This is a genomic window from Brevundimonas intermedia, from assembly GCF_027922165.1.
Lineage (GTDB): Bacteria > Pseudomonadota > Alphaproteobacteria > Caulobacterales > Caulobacteraceae > Brevundimonas > Brevundimonas intermedia.
Genome location: NZ_BSFD01000001.1, coordinates 51,109 through 68,719, shown reverse-complemented (window position 1 = coordinate 68,719; position 17,611 = coordinate 51,109). Strand labels below are relative to the sequence as shown.

General features: G+C 65.6%; 17 protein-coding genes and 1 tRNA gene. 9 read left to right on the top strand and 9 right to left on the bottom strand.

All coding sequences use genetic code 11. The features are described from left to right. Positions 1-21: 21 nt before the first annotated feature. Positions 22-1,020 (top strand): cysteine synthase A, encoded by a 999-nt coding sequence (locus PKE72_RS00295; protein ID WP_271163480.1) that lies wholly within the window; start codon positions 22-24, stop codon positions 1,018-1,020. 164 nt (positions 1,021-1,184) lie between these two features. Here the strand turns inward: PKE72_RS00295 and PKE72_RS00290 are convergent, their stop codons facing one another. From PKE72_RS00290 to flgF, 8 genes are all read right to left on the bottom strand, one after another. Beyond that, positions 1,185-2,984, bottom strand: a complete 1,800-nt coding sequence (locus PKE72_RS00290) for a DUF885 domain-containing protein (RefSeq protein WP_271163479.1) — start codon at positions 2,982-2,984, stop codon at positions 1,185-1,187. 64 nt (positions 2,985-3,048) lie between these two features. Further along, entirely contained in the window at positions 3,049-3,552 is a 504-nt protein-coding gene (locus PKE72_RS00285; RefSeq protein ID WP_271163478.1) for a hypothetical protein, read from the bottom strand. Between the two features lie 12 nt (positions 3,553-3,564). Further along, complete coding sequence (locus PKE72_RS00280; RefSeq protein WP_271163477.1) at positions 3,565-4,023, bottom strand: hypothetical protein; 459 nt, start codon at positions 4,021-4,023, stop codon at positions 3,565-3,567. Between the two features lie 52 nt (positions 4,024-4,075). Continuing rightward, on the bottom strand, positions 4,076-4,570 hold the full coding sequence (locus PKE72_RS00275) for a hypothetical protein (RefSeq protein ID WP_271163476.1): 495 nt from the start codon (positions 4,568-4,570) through the stop codon (positions 4,076-4,078). Between the two features lie 103 nt (positions 4,571-4,673). Further along, positions 4,674-5,408 carry a flagellar basal body L-ring protein FlgH gene (gene flgH, locus PKE72_RS00270; RefSeq protein WP_271163475.1) on the bottom strand — a complete coding sequence of 245 codons (735 nt, stop codon included), beginning with the start codon at positions 5,406-5,408 and terminating at the stop codon, positions 4,674-4,676. Between the two features lie 12 nt (positions 5,409-5,420). Continuing rightward, positions 5,421-6,020: a flagella basal body P-ring formation protein FlgA gene (locus tag PKE72_RS00265; RefSeq protein ID WP_271163474.1), complete on the bottom strand. Its 600-nt coding sequence runs from the start codon at positions 6,018-6,020 to the stop codon at positions 5,421-5,423. Between the two features lie 3 nt (positions 6,021-6,023). Continuing rightward, positions 6,024-6,812: a flagellar basal-body rod protein FlgG gene (flgG, locus tag PKE72_RS00260; RefSeq protein ID WP_271163473.1), complete on the bottom strand. Its 789-nt coding sequence runs from the start codon at positions 6,810-6,812 to the stop codon at positions 6,024-6,026. A 14-nt stretch (positions 6,813-6,826) separates the two neighbouring features. Next, positions 6,827-7,567 (bottom strand): flagellar basal-body rod protein FlgF, encoded by a 741-nt coding sequence (gene flgF, locus PKE72_RS00255; RefSeq protein ID WP_271163472.1) that lies wholly within the window; start codon positions 7,565-7,567, stop codon positions 6,827-6,829. A 182-nt stretch (positions 7,568-7,749) separates the two neighbouring features. Here flgF and PKE72_RS00250 point away from each other — a divergent pair, with 182 nt between their 5' ends. The 7 genes from PKE72_RS00250 to PKE72_RS00220 all read left to right on the top strand — a co-directional run bounded on the left by PKE72_RS00250 (position 7,750) and on the right by PKE72_RS00220 (position 13,123). Continuing rightward, positions 7,750-8,427, top strand: coding sequence for a flagellar basal body-associated FliL family protein (locus tag PKE72_RS00250; RefSeq protein WP_271163471.1), 678 nt, complete (start codon positions 7,750-7,752; stop codon positions 8,425-8,427). A gap of 2 nt (positions 8,428-8,429) precedes the next feature. Next, positions 8,430-9,470 carry a flagellar motor switch protein FliM gene (fliM, locus tag PKE72_RS00245; RefSeq protein WP_271163470.1) on the top strand — a complete coding sequence of 347 codons (1,041 nt, stop codon included), beginning with the start codon at positions 8,430-8,432 and terminating at the stop codon, positions 9,468-9,470. Further along, a complete protein-coding gene (locus tag PKE72_RS00240) occupies positions 9,470-10,063 on the top strand; it encodes a DUF6468 domain-containing protein (RefSeq protein WP_271163469.1) in 594 nt (197 codons plus the stop codon). The genes fliM and PKE72_RS00240 overlap by 1 nt, the downstream gene beginning before the upstream one ends. 17 nt (positions 10,064-10,080) lie before the next feature. Further along, positions 10,081-10,965, top strand: coding sequence for a MotE family protein (locus PKE72_RS00235; RefSeq protein WP_271163468.1), 885 nt, complete (start codon positions 10,081-10,083; stop codon positions 10,963-10,965). Positions 10,966-11,266: 301 nt separating this feature from the next. Then, positions 11,267-11,506, top strand: a complete 240-nt coding sequence (locus PKE72_RS00230) for a DUF3297 family protein (protein ID WP_271163467.1) — start codon at positions 11,267-11,269, stop codon at positions 11,504-11,506. A 42-nt stretch (positions 11,507-11,548) separates the two neighbouring features. Then, positions 11,549-12,988: a M20/M25/M40 family metallo-hydrolase gene (locus PKE72_RS00225; protein WP_271163466.1), complete on the top strand. Its 1,440-nt coding sequence runs from the start codon at positions 11,549-11,551 to the stop codon at positions 12,986-12,988. A 48-nt stretch (positions 12,989-13,036) separates the two neighbouring features. After that, positions 13,037-13,123 (top strand) — tRNA-Leu (locus tag PKE72_RS00220). An 81-nt stretch (positions 13,124-13,204) separates the two neighbouring features. On the opposite strand, the gene PKE72_RS00215 is transcribed toward PKE72_RS00220, so the two are convergent. Further along, positions 13,205-14,578 carry a PAS domain S-box protein gene (locus PKE72_RS00215; protein WP_271163465.1) on the bottom strand — a complete coding sequence of 458 codons (1,374 nt, stop codon included), beginning with the start codon at positions 14,576-14,578 and terminating at the stop codon, positions 13,205-13,207. 433 nt (positions 14,579-15,011) lie between these two features. Here PKE72_RS00215 and PKE72_RS00210 point away from each other — a divergent pair, with 433 nt between their 5' ends. Then, on the top strand, positions 15,012-17,438 hold the full coding sequence (locus PKE72_RS00210) for a TonB-dependent receptor (protein WP_271163464.1): 2,427 nt from the start codon (positions 15,012-15,014) through the stop codon (positions 17,436-17,438). The last annotated feature ends 173 nt before the right edge of the window (positions 17,439-17,611 follow it).

The window sequence follows — 17,611 nt, the reverse complement described above, 5'->3', positions numbered from 1 at the left end:
ACCTCGCCTGAAAGCTGAAACGTGTCCGTCACATCGTCCGTCATCGACCTGATCGGCAATACGCCGCTGGTGCGCCTGAACCGCCTGTCCGACGCGACGGGCTGCGAAATCCTGGGCAAGGCCGAGTTCATGAACCCCGGCGGCTCGATCAAGGACCGAGCCGCCCTGTCGATCGTCCAGGGCGCGCGGGCGTCCGGCGCGCTGAAACCCGGCGGGACCATCGTCGAGGGCACGGCGGGCAACACCGGCATCGGCCTGGCCCTGGTCGGCGCCGCCCTGGGTCATCCGGTGGTCATCGTCATTCCGCGCACCCAGTCGGAAGAGAAGAAGTCGGCCATCCGCTCGCTGGGCGCGCGCCTGGTCGAGGTGGACGCCGCCCCCTTCTCCAGTCCCAACCATTTCGTCCATTATTCCGGGCGTTTGGCGAACGAGTTGAACGAGAGCGAAGAGGCCGGCGCAATCTGGGCCAACCAGTTCGACAACACCGCCAACCGCGACGCCCACTACACGACCACGGCCCCGGAGATATGGGAACAAACGGGCGGCAAGATCGACGCCTTCGTCTCGGCCGTTGGGTCGGGGGGCACCATCTCGGGCGTCGCCGCCTATCTGCGTGAGCGCAAGCCGGAGGTGACGATCGCTTTGGCCGACCCGGCGGGCGCGGCCCTGTTCAACTGGTTCACCAAGGGCGAGATGACGGGCGAGGGCTCGTCGATCACCGAGGGGATCGGGGTGGCGCGGATCACCGGCAATCTGGAAGGGTTCAAGCCGGACCACGCCTACCGGATCGATGACGCGGAGTTCCTGCCGATCCTGTTCGACCTGGTGAAGTACGAAGGCCTGTCTCTGGGCGGCTCGGCCGGGGTCAATATCGCCGGCGCCGTGCGGCTGGCGCGCGAGATCGGGCCGGGCAAAACCATCGTCACCTGCCTGTGCGATCCGGGATCGCGCTATGCGTCGAAGCTGTTCAATCCGGAATTCCTGACGTCGAAGGGATTGCCGGTTCCGGGGTGGGCGTAGACGCCCGTCTCCTCCCCGCGCAGCGGGGAGGGGGACCGCGCGAAGCGTGGTGGAGGGGTTCTGGACGCCCCACAGACGCTGGTGATGCGGAAAGAACCCCTCCGTCACGGCGCTTAAGAAGCGCCGCGCCACCTCCCCGCGAAGCGGGGAGGAGACACCGTCGCCTACTTCGCCTTCTCCGCCGCGATCCAGGCGTCCATTCGTTGGTCCAGCAGGGCCAGCGGCAGCGGTCCCTCCGTCAGCAGCGCGTCGTGGAAGGTGCGGATGTTGAACTTCGGCCCCAGTTCGCGTTCAGCCCGGGCGCGGATCTCGCGCAGGCGGATTTCGCCGATCTTGTAGGCCGTGGCCTGGCCGGGCCAGCCGATGTAGCGCTGAAGCTCCGTCTCGATATTGTGGGACGCCAGGGCCGAGTTGTCGCGGAAGCAGGCGCGGGCCTGTTCCTCGGACCAGCCCATCCAGTGCAGGCCTGTGTCGGCGACCAGACGGCAGGCGCGCCACATCTCGTAGGACAGACGGCCGAACCGCTCATACGGCGTGCGATAGAAGCCCACCTCCTCGCCCAGATATTCGGCGTACAGGCCCCAGCCCTCGGTGAAGGCGGTCACATTGGCCTGGCGACGGAAATAGGGCTGGCCGTCGGCCTCCTGTTGCAGGGCGATCTGGATATGGTGGCCGGGAACCGCCTCATGCAGGGTCAGGGCCGGCAGTTCGTACAGCGGCCGCTGGTTCAGCTTCGACGTATTGACTACATAGTGCCCGGCGACCCCGTTCTGCATCGAACCACCGTTATAGCGGCCGGTGGTGTAGTTTTCCTCGATCTGCGGCGGGACCGGCTGCACGTCATAGGGCAGGCGGGGCAGGGTGGCGAACAGGGCCGGCAGACCGCCGTCGGCGCGCTTGGCCATCTCCGACGCCTTCTCGATCAGGGCCTCGCGCGTCGGGGCGTAGAACTGGGGATCGCTCCGCAGGAAGGTCAGGAAGCCTGCGAAGTCGCCGGTCCAGCCGGCGGCCTTCATCTCCACATTCATGCGGGCGCGGATGCGGGCCACTTCCGAAAGGCCGATCTGGTGGATCTGGTCCGGCGTCAGGTCGGTGGTGGTGTGTCCGCGCACCAGATAGGCGTACATGGCCTTGCCGCCGGGGCGGTTCCCCAGACCGGGTTCGACCGGGGCCTTGGGCAGGTATTCGGTTTCGAGGAAGGTCAGCCAGGCCCGACGCGCCGGAACGATGACTTCGGCCACAGTCGACGCGGCCTGGGCGGTCAGCCGGTCCTTATCGGCCTGAGATACCGTCGGGGGCAGGGTGGTCAGGGGCTTAAGCAGAGGTTCGGCGTCTGTCTTAATCGCCACGTCGTTGCGCGCCGTGGCCAGGGCGCTTTCGGTCACGGACCGGGCCTGGACCATGCCCGTCGCCAGGCCGCGCCGGGCGTTGTCGGTGGTCTGTGCGTAGAGGCCGCCGAAGCCCTGGATGCGACGGATATAGGCTTCGGCCTCGGCGACCGAGTTCAGGCGCGTGCTTCCGCCGACGTAGAGGGCCCAGGTTCCCGGCCCGCCCTCGCTGTCGAAGGCCAGACGCGAGGTGTCGTAGTCCAGACCCTCGAGGCTGCGGTTCAGGGTATAGAGCAGGAAGGCATGGTTGATGCCTGCGGCCTGGGAAAGACCTGCCGGGTCGATGGCCTGGAGCCGGTCGACGAAGGCTTGGAGCGGGGCGCGCTGGGCCAGTTCGAATGCGCGCGACAGGTCGGGCACGCGCGCCATGGCCTCGACGTCGCCCTCGCTAGCGGCGGCCATGGGGTCGATAGACTTCAGATACGTCTCGTAATCGGCGATCACGGCGTCCAGCGCGCGTTCGGCCGGGCTGGCGGAAACGGCGGCGGGGGGCGTCGCGAGACGAGATTGCGCCAAGGCCGCCGCCTGTGGCGTAGCCGCGATCATGGCTGCGACGGCCAGAGAATGGAACTTCATGACACCCCTCCGAAACAGACTGCACAGGCAAGCCGAGCGCGAGGGGGGCGTCAAGCCGCGCGGTTTATTTGCAGGCGACGAAGAAGCGTTCGATGTCGGCCAGCGACTGCGGGTGGGCGGCGTAGGTTCGCCGGGTTTCACCGTCCCAGACGGCGATCCAGCCCAGACGCCGGAAGCGCTGGAAGACCGGGTCCTTGGTCCTGGCTGAGGCCTGGGCGTAGTGGCCGTCGGTGATGCCGGCCTCCTCGGATGCGGCAGGATAGCGCTCGGTGTCGCCGCCGGACTCCAGATGCAGTTGGCGGGACGGCTTTTCCAGCATGGCGGCCAGGTCGAGCGCCCCCGATCCGGTGGCGCAGCGCAGCTGAAGCTTCACCTCGTCGCTGTTGGCCACGCCATAGGCCAGCCCCGCCTCCTGCGGTTCAAAACTGAGATGCCAGTCATAATTCGGCAGAGGCGCCGGCGCTCCAGAGCTCGCTCCAGGTGTCGTGTCAGGCGCGCCGCCTGGCGTGGCGCAGGCGGCGAGGGTGGAAAGGGCGAGCACCGACGGCAGGATTTTCGATAAATGCATGAACGGCTTCCCCTATCCCGCGCAACGATCCGCGAAGCGGCGTAGCTTGGCAAGATGGGGCCGGTCCACCTTGACGGCGAGGGTCTGGTCGCCGGTCAAAACGGCCATGTCGCCCGAGCCGACGAAGGCCGCAAACAGAGGGTGGTCGGTGCGCAAGGTGGTTTCCACCCGACCGCCCCTGCCGAAACGGGCCTCGCCCGTGGTCGTCTCGGCGCCCGAGGTCAGGCGGGCAAAGCCGGACGGGGCGGGGGACCGTCGGTCGTCCGGCGCATACACCGTTATGTCTACGACGCTGGACCCCGGCGCGCATTGGAGGGTGGCCTTGAGATCGGGGGTGTCGGGGCGTTCGTTGGCGAGAACGATCGGGCCGTCACCCTCGTAAAGCGTCCATGTCCAAGCTGAAGGCGGCGTCGCCTGAGGCCCTGAAGCCTGCAGACCAAGCGCCAGAACGGCCGATAGGATGAAGCTCATCGATCAGCCCCCGCTGACGTTCCGGCGCGAAACGGCGCCCCCATCCATTTCGTCAAGCGCGCGACGATCCGCAATAGGTAAGAAAACCCGAGATCATCCGACGTTCGTCGGCGCTTGCGCGCAGGGCGAAGGATCCGGCGTCGCCCTGAACGTTCAGGACGCCTTGCGAGGCCAGGCCCGTAAGGCTGGCGTCGCGGAGGGGCAGCCGGGTTTCGGTCGCGTCTCCACCGCTGATAGGATCGATCGGCGCCGGTCCGTCTGAAGCTGCGATCAGGCGCGGCGTTTCCGGCTGGACGTCGCCATAGACCACAGCGGTGGAATCGCCGGGCGAGCAGGTGACCATCAGGGCCAGTTGGTCGGAATTCTCAACGCCATAGGCCAGTTTCGCCATCGCGCCCTCGTGGCTAAGATGCCAACCCATGGCCGGGGCTTGAACGGGGGAGGCCACAGGCATTGCCTCGGCAGCGACGGAATCGACCGATTGGGTGCTGGCGGCGAAGGCGACCAGCGCGATGGAGGCGGCGGCGGGGATCAGAACCTTGAACATGTCAGCACTCGCGTCTGACGAACAAACGCGGTTACACGTTAAGGGTTCACGGCTCCGCTTCAACGAATTCCGTCCGTGGCGCCCCTGCATCACAGGGATCAGCTCAGAATGGGCTGAAGCGCTCCACCAGGCTCTGGGCCGCAGGGGTCGCCTGCATCCGGCTGATGTCGCCGCGACCGCCGTAGGAGATGCGGGCTTCGGCGATCTGGGTGTGGTTGATCGCATTGGCCGACGAAATGTCTTCCGGCCGCACGATGCCGGCGACAGTCAGTTCGCGGACCTCGCGGTTGGTGCGCACTTCTTGCCGACCCTGGATCACCATGTTTCCGTTCGCCAGCACCTCCGTCACCACGGCTGCGACGGTCAGCGAGACTCGCTCGGAGCGGGACACCGAGCCTGAGCCAGAGGCGTTGGTCTCGCTTTCCAGGCCGACCATGTTGGCGGGATCGAAGCCGCCGGGGAAGGCGCGGCCAAGGCTGTTCTCCAGGCCGAAGAAGTTGGACACGCCGCTGGAGGAATCGTTGGAGCGCGCCCGCGTGGTGGTGTTCTGGGTCTGGGCGCTGTCGTCGATGTCGATATTGACGGTCAGGATGTCGCCGACATGGCGCGCGCGCTGGTCGCCGAAGAAGGTGCGGGCGCCGACCCGCCACAGGCTGTTGGCGCTGGCGGGCGTGGCTTCGCTCCGCATTCCGGGGCCGGCCATATAGGATTGCTGAACCGGCATCAGGGCGGCGGGATAGCCGATGGGCGCCAGTTGCGGGCCGCGTACGGCCTCGACGGCGGTGGAACAGGCGCCGAGCGAGGCGGCGGCGGCGGCGACGATCAGGATGTTGCGCATGACGAGGTTTCCCTAGCGGGCGGCGAGTTGTTGGGTGTTGACGCGCGCCATGTCGGCGGCGGGGCCGGCGACGGCCTGTCCAGGACCGGAGGCGACCGCGTCAATGATGCGGTTGGAATTGGTGTTCAGGATCGCGACGGGTTCGCCCACGGCGGCATTGCGCATGGCCTTGCCCATAACGCTGAGGTTCACGCCGCCGACCTGATAGGTGACGCGCACCATGTCGTTGCGGGCGATGACCTGCTGGCCGGCAGCGGTGCTTATCTGGCCCGGAGCCTGCTGGCTGGCCGTCGCAACCCGCACAGGCTGGACCGGGCCGGAGGATTGTCGGACCGCGATGCGGCGGAGCCCATTGGGATTGTCCCAGTTCAATCCGGCCTGACGCGCCTGGGCCTGGACCTGGCCGGCCTCGAGAACGACCGAGGGCCCGACGCGTTGCGCGACCACGACATCGCCGGCCGCGCCGGCGTTGTCGAAGATGTCGCCCAGGGTGACGCGGCCGTCGTCGTCCACCGGATTCGACTTCAGAGAGACTGCGCCGGCCCAAGCGCCGCCGGAAAGGGCGCCGCTGAAGGCGACGGCGAGAAGCAGGGCGCGGCGGATCGCGATCATGGCTTAGCCCTTCACCTGAGCGGTCACCGACAACATTTCGTCGGCGGTGGAGATCACCTTGGAGTTCATCTCGTACGCCCGCTGGGCGATGATCAGCGAGCTGATTTCCGACACGGCGTCGACGTTGGACGCCTCGGTGTAGCCGTGCAGGATGCTGCCAAAGCCGGCGTCGCCCGGCGTGCCGATATTGGCGGCGCCTGATGCGGCGGTTTCCAGCAGCAGATTGTCGCCGATGGCTTCAAGCCCCGCCTCATTGAAGAAGGTGGCCAGTTCGATCTGGCCGACCGTGGTCGGCGCGGTCTGGCCGTCCTGGGTGACCTGGACCAGGCCCGACTTGGATATGGTGACGTCCACCGCATCCTGCGGGATGGTGATGGCCGGCTCCAGCGCATAGCCGTCGTCGGTGACCATCTGGCCTTCCTGGTTGACCTGCAGATTGCCGGCGCGGGTGTAGGCGATCTCGCCCGAGGGCAGGGTGATCTGGAAATAGCCCTCGCCGTCGATGGCCATGTCATAGTCGTTTCCGGTCTGCGCCGGCGTGCCCTGTTCGGTCACGCGATAGACGGCCCCGGCCTTGACGCCCGCGCCGATCTGGATGCCGGTCGGCACGATGGTGCCCTGGCTGGACGACTGCGCGCCCATCCGTTCGACGTTTTGGTAGAGCAGGTCCTGGAACTCGGCGCGCTGCTTCTTGAAGCCCACCGTGTTCATGTTGGCGATGTTGTTGGAGATGACCTCCACGTTCAGCTGTTGGGCGGCCATGCCCGAGGCTGCGGTTCTGAGCGCGCGCATTGTCCGGCTCTCCCTTAAGCGGCCTTGCCGAGGCGCTCTACGGCGCGACGGCTCAGGTCGGTGGTGTTTTCGATCATCCGCGTGATGCTTTCGTAAGCCCGGCTGATCTCGATGAGGTTGGTGATTTCGGTCAGCGAGTTGACGTTCGACGCCTCGAGCGATCCCTGATGGATTTGGGCGTCGTTGGCCTCGACCGGCTGCGTATTGGACCCGTTGCGATAGAGGCCGTCGCCGCCCTTCTCGAGCACGCCGAGCGTGTCGAAGCGGACGACCGACAGGCGACCCGTGATCTGGCCGTCCTGAGTGATGGTTCCGTCCGCGCCGACCGAGGGTTCGCCCAGCGCCGGGTCGAGCACGATTTCCGCGCCGCCGCCCAGTACGGCCAGACCCTGTTTGGTGGTCAGTCGCCCTTCGGGATCCAGGGTGAAGGCGCCGTCGCGGGTATAGGCTTCGCCTGCGGCGCCGTCGCGGACCGTGAAGAAGGCGCCTTCGCCGGCGATGGCGAAGTCGAGGCTGCGGCCGGTCTCGGACATCGAGCCCTGACCGAAGTCGCGGCCGACGCCGTTGTCCAGCACGAAGCTGGCCGAGGGGCGGATGGAGTCGTTGCGGGCGCGCTGGCCCACTTCCGTCCCAACCATCAGCTGTTCGACCTTGAATCCGGTGGTGTCGGCGTTGGCGACGTTGTTGGCCACGATGTCGAGTTCGCGGCGCAGCGTCATCTGACGGGACAATCCGATATAGGCGGCGTTTTCCACGAGAGGCGTGCTCCTTCGCCAATCCTCCACGCAACGGCCGTGCCAACAGGGTTAATCAAGGCGGAATGCGGGTTTGCGCCCTAAGGGTCACCCCTTAGCCCGGCAAAATCTGCCGTTTGTAAACGTGGCGTTAACCAAGCTCGGTCGATCTTCCCCATGAGATTCTCCGGGGCGAGCGCATAATGAAGTTTGGCAAGAAAAAGGGCGACCCGAACGCTGAAGCCGACGCGCCCGCCGCTGCGGAGGGCGCCGAGGGCGAGGAGGGCGCGCCCAAGAAAAAGAAACTGCCGATCCTGTTCATCATCGCCCCGGTCGCCCTGCTGGTCCTCGGGGGAGGCGGCGCTGCGGCCTTCTTCATGATGAAGCCCAAGCCGGCCGCTGAAGCGCCTGCAGAAGGTCACGGCGAAGAGGCGGCCGCCGGTCACGGCGAGGAAAAGGCTGAAGCCGGCGGGCACGGCAAGGAAGAGAAAAAGGAAGAGGGAGGGGGGCATGGCGCGCCGGCGGAAGGCGGCGAGCCCGATCCGACCCTGGGCAAGATCGCTGAAGGTCCCGACGGCGTCACCTTCTACACCCTTCCGGACATGGTCATGAACATCCAGTCGCCCGACGGACGGGCGACCTTCCTGAAGCTGAAACTGACGCTGGAAATGCATGACGCCGAAGTGGCGACCCAACTTCAGTCCGAACTGCCGCGCTTGCAGGACATGTTCACCGGATTCGTGCGCGAGCTTCGGCCGGAGGATCTGAGCGGCTCGGCCGGCACCTATCAGCTGCGCGCCGAACTGCTGCGCCGCATCAACTTGGTCGCTGCGCCCGGCAAGGTCGACGCCGTGCTGATCGAAGAAATGCTGGTTCAGTAGGCATGACCGACACCTCGCTCGAGGCTTTCGGCGGCATGGGTGACCCTGCGGACACCGTCGCTGAACGCGTCCTGAACCAGGACGAGATCGACAGCCTGCTGGGCTTCGATCTGGGCGACGACGATGGCAGTGAAAAATCCGGCATTCGCGCCATCATCAATTCGGCGCTCGTTTCCTACGAGCGTCTGCCGATGCTGGAGATCGTGTTCGACCGCCTGGTGCGGTTGATGACGACCTCGCTGCGGAATTTCACCTCCGACAACGTCGAGGTGTCGCTGGACAATATCTCGTCGATCCGGTTCGGCGACTATCTGAACTCAATCCCCCTGCCGGCCATCCTGGCGGTGTTCCGGGCTGAAGAGCTGGACAACTATGGTCTGCTGACCGTCGATTCCAACCTGATCTATTCGATCGTCGATGTGCTGCTGGGCGGGCGCCGCGGCACGGCGGCCCTGCGGATCGAGGGACGGCCCTACACCACCATCGAACGGGTGCTGGTGCAGCGGATGGTCGAGGTGGTGCTGAATGACGCCCGCCAGGCCTTCGAACCCCTGACGCCCGTCAGCTTCAACCTTGACCGGCTCGAGACCAATCCGCGGTTCGCGGCGATCGCGCGCCCGGCCAATGCGGCGATTCTGATCAAGCTGCGCATCGACATGGAAGACCGCGGCGGCCGAATCGAGCTTCTTCTACCCTATGCGACGCTGGAACCGATCCGGAAAATGCTGCTGCAGCAGTTCATGGGCGAGAAGTTCGGTCGCGACAACATCTGGGAAGGCCACTTGGCCACCGAACTCTGGACGACCGAGACCGAGGTCCGCGCCGTGCTGGATGAGCAGATGATGCCCTTGTCCAGCGTGCTGAACCTTAAGGTCGGCGACACGATGATGCTGAACGCCACGCCGGATTCGGAAGTCTCGATCCGCGCGGGCTCGATTCCGTTGACGACGGGACGCATGGGCCGAAAGGGCCAGCATATCGCGGTGCGTATCGAGGCGCCGGTCAATCCCGAGAGCGCCGCCCGCATAAGAGGAGCCCGCTGATGGCCGGCATGATCATGGATGCGGTGTTGATGCTGCTGCTGGTCGCGGCGGTGGGCTATGGGATCAAGCTGGAACGCAAGCTGGCGACCCTGCGCGCCGGCCAGGTCGCCTTCGCCCAGGCGGTGAGCGAGTTGAACACGGCCGCCGGCCGCGCAGAGGCCGCGCTGGCGACCCTGCGCGCCTCGGGTCAGGAGACGGATCTCCTTCATGACCGCATCATCAAGGCGCGCGAGGTCAAGCAACAGCTGGAAAGCCTGATCGCCCGGGCGCCGGTCGCGCAGCAGGTCGAAGCGCCGGCGCCTGCGCGCGAACGCGACCTGGAGCCGGCGCCGTCCGTCGGCGCTTCGACGGCCTTGGTCAATGACGACGAAGAACGCGCCCGCCGCATGGCGGCGCTCGCCGATCGGATCCAGGGTATGTCCAAGCCTGCGAAAACCCAGGACGGCGCACAGCGCACGGCGGCGCCGGGCGGACGCGACAATGTCGCCGCCATCGTTCAGGCCCTGACGGCCGCCGGCTCCGCTAACCACACTGCCAAACAAAGCCTCAACGCCGCGCGTCGTAATCTCGACGACGATCTGTTCGCCGCCTGAGTCCGGAACCCTAGTCCATGGCCCGTATCCCCCGCCTTCTGCCCCTGATCGCCGTCGCCATCGGCGGCGTCGTCGCGGTACGCGCCATCGGCGTCGCGCCGGGCCTGTTCGAGGGGGCCAAGGCCTGGGCCGAGGAAGCCGCGCCGGCCGCTGCGGGCGCGCCGCCCAAGCCGGCCCTGCCGGGCACCTGCGCCCTGTCGCCGGAACAGCTGGCCCAGCAGGCGGGCATCTCTCCGGCCGAACTGAAGATCATCCAATCGCTGTCGGCGCGCCGCACCGAACTGGACGCCCGAGATCAGGACTTCGCCACCACCCTGCCGCTGATGGTCGCCGCCGAACAGAAACTCGATGCGAAGGTCAAGGCGCTCGAGGCGCTTAAGGCCGAGATGAAGCAGATGCTGGGTCAGGTCGACGAGCGCGAGAAGGCCGAGATCGACCGTCTGGTCCAGGTCTATTCAGCCATGCGGCCCAAGGAGGCCGCTCCGGTCCTGGCGACGCTCGAAGATCGTGTGCGTCTGCCCGTCGCCGCCGCCATGCGCCCGCGCACCCTGGCCGCTATCATGGCCCAGATGACGCCGGCCCAGGCCAAGGAACTGACGGAAAAGCTGGCCGCCCGCTTCCAGGCCCAGCAGATGGCCGCCCGCGCCGCCGCCGCCGAAGCCGCCCCGCCGCCGCCGGCTGCTCAGGCAGCCCAGAACCCGGTCCCCGGCCAGACGGCCGCCCCGACCGCCACGCCCGTCGCCGCCCCCGCCGCAGCGCCGGCGCGTCAGACGCCGCGTCCTGCGGCCCGCCGCCCCGCCCGCCGTGCTGCGGCTCCGGCCGCCACGCCCGCCGCTGCGGGGCCGCAGGCCTATCAGCCTTCCGGCGGGGAAAACGCTCAGCCGCGCCAAACCGTGCAGTAGGCCGCATCCGGACTCATCCCTAGTCCGGCTGAACCGACAAGCTAACCATTCTAGCGGATTATCCTCCCACGCTCCGTCAGAGGGCGACTTCATGGTGGATGGTCCGACATGATCGGCGAATTTCTCTATCTTGCTCACCGCCTGAGGCGGCCCCTGATCATGGGTCTGTTCGGCGCCGTCTACTGGTTCGCGGCCCTGGCCACCCAGATGGTCATAGGCCGCTGATCGGCGGTTTCGGTTGGCATACGGGCCGGGCGCGGCTATCACCGCGCCTTCCCGATATTCGAGCCGCCGAACGATCATGTCCGACACGCCCCCCGACCGCCTTTCCGTCGATCCGTCCAGCCCCTTCCACGATGCGGACGTGCTGCAACGCGGCGTCGGCATTCGCTTCAAGGGCGAGGAAAAGACCAATGTCGAGGAATATTGCGTCTCCGAGGGCTGGGTGCGGCTTGCGCTGGGCAATCGGGTTGACCGCAAGGGCAAGGCTCTGACCGTCAAACTCCAGGGCACGGTCGAACCCTATTTCCAGAACGGCTGAGTCTTTCTAGGGTCGCGGTCTTCCCCAGTCCGGAGTCTGCCGATGTCCCTTCGCCTGCTGTCCGTCAGCGCCCTCGCGCTCGGCCTTGTCGCCCTCGCACCCCAGGCTTCGGCCCAGGACGCCGCGACCGTGGAGCGGGCCATCGCGATCCGTGACGCCGCTCTGACGTCCAACATCGCCTTGGACTATGTCACCCAACTGACCACCCGTTTCGGCGCCCGGCCGGCCGGGTCGAAATCGGAACAGGACGCCGCCGCCTGGGCCGCCGACTATCTGCGCGCCCACGGCTTCCAGAACGTCCGCATCGAAGAATTCCCGCTGGTCGGCTGGGAACGGGGCGAAGGCTCCGCCGCCATTGTCGGCAAGAACGCCCAATCTCTGGTCGCCGCCGCCCTGGGCCACTCGCCGGCCACGCCGCGCGGCGGGGTCGAGGCGGACGTCGTGCGCTTCTCCAGTTTTGAAGATCTTCAGGCCGCTTCGGACGCCGCCGTGCGCGGCAAGATCGTCTATGTCGACCTGGGCCAGATGCACGCCATGCAGGACGGCTCGGGCTATGGGCCCCAGACCCGAGTGCGCGGCGCCGGGCCGGGCGTGGCGGCGGCCAAGGGTGCGGCGGCCTTCGTTATGCGGTCGGTCGGCTCGGACGAGGATCGCATGCCCCACACCGGCACCACCCGCTATGTCGACGGAAAGCCCACCATCCCGTCCTTCGCCCTGTCCGCGCCGGACGCCGACCAGGTCAGCCGTCTGATCGCCCTGGGCGAGCCGATGCGGATGCGCCTGATCTCGACCGCCCACACCTATGTGACCCACAGCCAGAACGTCATCGGCGATCTGCCGGGCGCCACCCGGCCGGACGAGGTCATCGTGCTGGGCTCGCACATGGACAGCTGGGACCTGGGCACTGGCGCCATCGACGACGGCGCAGGCGGGGCCATCACGGTCGCAGCGGCCAAGGCCATCGCCGACAGCGGCCGCCGGCCCGCCCGTACGATCCGGGTTATCTTCTACGGTTCCGAAGAAGTGGCCCAGCCGACGCCCGAGACCGGCAACGGCGGCGGGGTCTACGCCCGCGCCCTAGGCGCGGCGGCGGAGAAGCATATCATCGCCGGCGAAAGCGACTTCGGAGCCGACCGGGTCTACGCCCTGCGGCTGCCCGCCGGCGCGCAAGGCTCGGACTTCCAGAAGGCGGCGACGCGGGTGCTCTATCCGATCGGCGTCCTCGCGTCGGACCGCGTCGAGACCGACGGCGGCGTCGATATCGGCCCGCTCGGACCGCTCGGCGTGCCCTTCTTCGGCCTGGCCCAGGACGGAACCCGCTATTTCGACCTGCACCACACCGCTAACGACACTCTGGACAAGATCGATCCGGCCCAACTGAGCCAGAACGTCGCCGCCTGGGCCGGTCTGGTCTGGCTGATCGCCGATTCCGGCGTCGATTTCCGCGCCATGCGCCCCGCCACGGCCGCGCCGGCGCACTGAGCCGCTTGGCCCCGCGGGTCGGTTCTGGCTATAGAGCCGGACCGGCTCGCGGGCGTGGCGAAACTGGTAGACGCAGCAGACTTAAAATCTGCCGGACGAAAGTCCTTGCCGGTTCGACCCCGGCCGCCCGCACCAGGCCTTAAAGGATGAAATCTCCGGGTTCGCCCAAGGCCCAGCGCGTGGATGTCTGAACCGGGGCGATCAAGAGCGCCATTCTCAGTCTGTCGTCTTCGGGGCCGTTGCTCGCGCGCATTCAACAGGGAAGGCGACCTTCACGACCAAGCCGTTGGTCTCCCACGAGCGGGTGATGACGCCGCCAAGTTGACGGACCACATTGGCCTTCAGGGATGAGCCGAAACCTTCTCGCGTGGGGGCGACGACCGGAGGTCCCCCGGTTTCACGCCATTGGATACTCACCTGGCTGTCGTCCAGCGTCCAGGTCACCGAGACGCGACCGCCGCCATTGCTGCAGGCGCCGTATTTGTTGGCGTTGGTGGCCAGTTCGTGAAGCAGCATGCTGAGGGGCTGAACCTGCTCCGGCGACAGGCTGACCTCAGGGCCCTGGGTGTCGACGGTGTCTTTCGGACAAAGAACGTCCAGCTCTTCCCGGATCACATCCTCCAGCCGCCCGCCTTCCCAACGCCGGCTGGCCAGCGAGGTCTGCGCGCGCGCCAGGGCGCCGATCCGGCCAGTGAGAGTATCCTTGTAGCTCTCCAGATTGTCCGCGCGCGTCAGGCGGGTGAGCGACTGGATGATCGACAGAACATTGCGCGCCCTGTGATCGACCTCGTTCATCAGCAGTTGGCGAGCCTCCTCGCTGCGCTTCTGCTCGCTGATATCGCGCGCTTCGATGACGGTCCCGACGACCCTGGCGTCGTTGTCGTAAATCGGGCTGGCGGTGAAGGCGACGGGGTAGAAGGAGCCGTCCTTATGGACAAAAACCTCTTCTCCTTGGATTCCGGCCTTCTCGGGAAAGGCGCGGTCTATGGCGCATTCCGACAGGGGGAAGGGCGAGCCGTCCGGATAGGTGTGATGGATCACATCGTGAAGCGGCCTTCCGACGGTTTCGTGCAAGGCATAGCCCGTCAGCTTCTCCGCCGCCCTGTTCATGAACACACAATGTTGCCGTTCATCCATCAGGAAGACCGCCATCGTGGTATTGCCCAGGATCACATCCAGACGGGTGGCCGTGCTCCGGAGTTCGGCTTCGACCCTTTGATAATCCGTCGTGTCCCGGATCGCGGCATAGAAGACCGCATCGGCTCCATCATCAAACAGCTGAAGCTTGACGGATACATTGTATTCCGTGCCGTCTTTTCGTTTGTGGGTTGTGTCGAAGTCGAGCCTGTCAATCTCGCCTGATCGGAGTGGCCCAATGAGCGAGAGAAACTCTGTTTGACTGATGTTGGGTTTCAAGTTCCAGGGGGTCAGTTGAGTCAGTTCTTCGGCGCTATAGCCGAGATTGTCTCTTGCACCCTTGTTTACAAGGCGAAAAAAGAAGTCATCCGCGCCAAATATATAAACTTCGCTTGCGGCTTCTTCGACAATGCGTCCAAGGCGCTCGCTGGTCACACCAATGGATCTGTTCATGCCGATAATTCTGCTTTCGTTTGATTGCGAGCGTAGATAACGGCCCAGGCTGTGGCAATGGGTGTGATAAGCCTTTCAAAGACATAGCGCTCAACTGAGGCGCGCGACGAAGGGACCGCTCTCCGGCGCCGGAAGGTCTGACCCTATCGACGAGGTGGGCGAGGCGACACCGCCTCTGCGTGGCCGTCTTATCGGGTGACCTTCGGCGACGCGTCTCGCCAGACATGGCGGCTGAAACACTCAGTAAAAATGCTTAGTCCCTCATTATAAAATCTGAAGGGCAGTTCGCCGTATTTGTTTGGTCAGTCTGATCACCACAAATGACGAATTCGCTTAGATGAGAAATGTCTCCTCTAGATCGAATATTCGTTGAATAAGTTCGGGAGGAGCTGTTTTGAGATCTCTATACCTTGGCGTTGCGCTGGCGCCCTTGTTGTTCGCTACACCGTCTTTCGCCCAGGCCCAACAGGCCCCGGCGCGCCAGACGGCTTGGGAGGCCAGTCGCACCAGGGCAAATGACGACGTCGTCGTCACGGGCGTCGCCAAGGCGCGGGATCGTCTCGACAGCGCCACCTCCACCAGTTCCATCGACGATGTTGATGTGCTGCGGATCGGCAATACCTCGATCAACGCCATCTTCCGCACCATTCCGGGCATCCGGGCCGAGGCCGGCTCCGGCGAGACGCTCGGCAACTACACGATTCGCGGGCTGCCGATGGTAAGCACCGGCGCCAAGTATCTGCAGTTCCAGGAAGATGGTCTGCCGGTGCTTCAGATTGGCGACATTGTGGCGTTCACGCCCGACCATTTCATGCGCTTCGACTTCAACGTCGCCCAGATCGAGTCGATCCGCGGCGGCTCGGCCTCGACCTTCGCCTCGAACGCACCCGGCGGGGTGATCAACCTGATCTCGAACACGGGTGAAGTCGAGGGTGGGTCGGTGCAGGTCTCGACCGGTCTGGATTATGACAGCCAGCGCGTGGACTTCAGCTATGGCGGACACCTCTCCGACACTTTGCGCTTCCACGTCGGGGGCTTCTACCGCGAAGGCGAGGGGGTTCGCGACATCGGCTTTGAAGGCCATCGCGGCGGGCAGCTCCGCTTCAATGTGACCAAGGACTTTGACGGCGGCTTCTTCCGCATCGAGGGCAAATTGCTCGATGACCGCGTGCCCATCTATCAGTCTGCTCCAATCGCGGTGAGCGGCACAAATGACGATCCGTCCTATGGCGATCTCCCCGGCTTCTCGATCCGAGAGGGCAGTCTCACGTCGCGAAACATCGGCGTCATTCCCTACATGACCCCCGACGGGACTGTGGCCGAGACCGACATTCAAGACGGCAGTCATGCGCTGGTCCGGTCAATCGGCTTCCAGACGCGCTTTAATCTTGGCGACTGGACGATCACCGAACATATGCGGTTCTCGGATCAGTCGGGTGACCAGTTCTTCAACTTCCCGGTGGGGCTGGCCCCTGCCGCGTCCCTGCCGCTGGCCTTCGGCGGCCGGTCTGGAACGATCGCCTATGCCTCGGGCCCGCAGCGTGGGCAGGCGATCACCAATCCTGCGAGCCTGAACGGGAATGGCGTCATCGCCGTCACCAGTCTGGTCAACAGCCAGGTCGATAGCCTCAACAACTTCACCAATGACCTGCGCGCGAGCCGCGTATGGGCCGTCGGCGGCGGCGACCTGACCACCACTTTCGGCGTCTATAACGCCACTCAGGACATCGCCTTTGATCGCCAGCAGATCACGGCTTTCCAGGACGTTGTCGATGGTGGGAATTCGGCTCTGGTGGACATCATCAATACCGACGGCACTCGCCGTACTCAGGATGGCGTCTATAGCTGGGCCACCAACGCCCGGACCGATGTGGAGTACCGCATTCTGGCGCCCTACGCCTCGCTCAACTACCGAATCGGGCGACTGGCGCTGGGGGGGTCCGTGCGGTTCGAGACGGGTGAAGTGCGTGGCGAGACCTTTGGCAACACCCCTACCTCGTCCCGGGCGATCGATATCAACGGCGACGGCGTGCTTTCTGAGGCCGAGCAAACCTTCGGCCAGACGTCGAGCCGTATTCCGGTCAACTATGACTACGACTACACCTCATACTCGATCAGTGCGAACTATCGCCTGTCCCAGAGCTACTCGACCTTCGCTCGCTACAGCAGCGGCGGCCGAGCGGCCGGCGAGCGCATTCTGCGCACGACGGCGATCAATCCGGCGACGGGCGGTCTGACCAACACGGACATCTCCTACGACCCGGTCGATCAAGCCGAGGTCGGGGTAAAGTTCCGGACCCCCGGTCTCTTCGCGAACGTGACCGGTTTCTGGGCCGAAGTCGGCGAGACCAATCAACAACTGCGGCCGGACGCCAACGGTCAGACGGCGTTCTTCCTTGTCACCCAGGGCTATGAGGCGATCGGCGCTGAATTTGAAGGCGGTATCCAGCGCGGCCCCTTCAGCCTGACTGGCAGCGCGACCCTGACCAGCGCCGAGATCACTGAAGCGGCGGACCCCGCCCTGATCGGAAATACGCCGCGTCGCCAGGCGGACATGATCTTCGCGATGATGCCGCAGTACGAAACGAACCTGTTCACGGTCGGCGCCAGCCTCGTCGGCACGACGGAGAGCTTCTCCCAGGACGTCAACCAACTGGTCATGCCGGGTTACACCACGGTGAACGCCTTCTTGGAGGTGCGGCCCATGGAGCGGGTCGTGGTGTCCCTTTACGCGACCAACTTGCTGGATGAGATTGCGCTCACGGAGGTCAGCGCGCCAACCTTGCCGGCTACCGGCGTGGCGCTAGCCCGCGCCTTGCCGGGCCGGAATATCAGCGCGAGCTTGCGTCTATTCTTCTAGAATACCCAAAAGGGTTCATTGAGCGGTCGGGCTTGCGCCCGGCCGCTTTGACGCTTGGGGCCGCTGTCGCCGTGTCTCAATAAGGCGTTGTCGATAGACCAGCGCCATCGACGATGTGGCCGAGAAATAATCGCGCGACATGTCGCCGCTGAAGTCTTTCTGTCACACCCGAC

Coding starts and splice junctions, on each gene's coding strand:
- fliM (WP_271163470.1), top strand. CDS start 8,430: ATGACCGACACCTCGCTCGAGGCTTTCGGCGGCATGGGTGACCCTGCG.
- PKE72_RS00290 (WP_271163479.1), bottom strand. CDS start 2,984: ATGAAGTTCCATTCTCTGGCCGTCGCAGCCATGATCGCGGCTACGCCA.
- PKE72_RS00265 (WP_271163474.1), bottom strand. CDS start 6,020: ATGATCGCGATCCGCCGCGCCCTGCTTCTCGCCGTCGCCTTCAGCGGC.
- PKE72_RS00250 (WP_271163471.1), top strand. CDS start 7,750: ATGAAGTTTGGCAAGAAAAAGGGCGACCCGAACGCTGAAGCCGACGCG.
- PKE72_RS00275 (WP_271163476.1), bottom strand. CDS start 4,570: ATGTTCAAGGTTCTGATCCCCGCCGCCGCCTCCATCGCGCTGGTCGCC.
- PKE72_RS00235 (WP_271163468.1), top strand. CDS start 10,081: ATGGCCCGTATCCCCCGCCTTCTGCCCCTGATCGCCGTCGCCATCGGC.
- flgG (WP_271163473.1), bottom strand. CDS start 6,812: ATGCGCGCGCTCAGAACCGCAGCCTCGGGCATGGCCGCCCAACAGCTG.
- PKE72_RS00215 (WP_271163465.1), bottom strand. CDS start 14,578: ATGAACAGATCCATTGGTGTGACCAGCGAGCGCCTTGGACGCATTGTC.
- PKE72_RS00225 (WP_271163466.1), top strand. CDS start 11,549: ATGTCCCTTCGCCTGCTGTCCGTCAGCGCCCTCGCGCTCGGCCTTGTC.
- flgH (WP_271163475.1), bottom strand. CDS start 5,408: ATGCGCAACATCCTGATCGTCGCCGCCGCCGCCGCCTCGCTCGGCGCC.
- PKE72_RS00230 (WP_271163467.1), top strand. CDS start 11,267: ATGTCCGACACGCCCCCCGACCGCCTTTCCGTCGATCCGTCCAGCCCC.
- PKE72_RS00240 (WP_271163469.1), top strand. CDS start 9,470: ATGGCCGGCATGATCATGGATGCGGTGTTGATGCTGCTGCTGGTCGCG.
- PKE72_RS00285 (WP_271163478.1), bottom strand. CDS start 3,552: ATGCATTTATCGAAAATCCTGCCGTCGGTGCTCGCCCTTTCCACCCTC.
- PKE72_RS00280 (WP_271163477.1), bottom strand. CDS start 4,023: ATGAGCTTCATCCTATCGGCCGTTCTGGCGCTTGGTCTGCAGGCTTCA.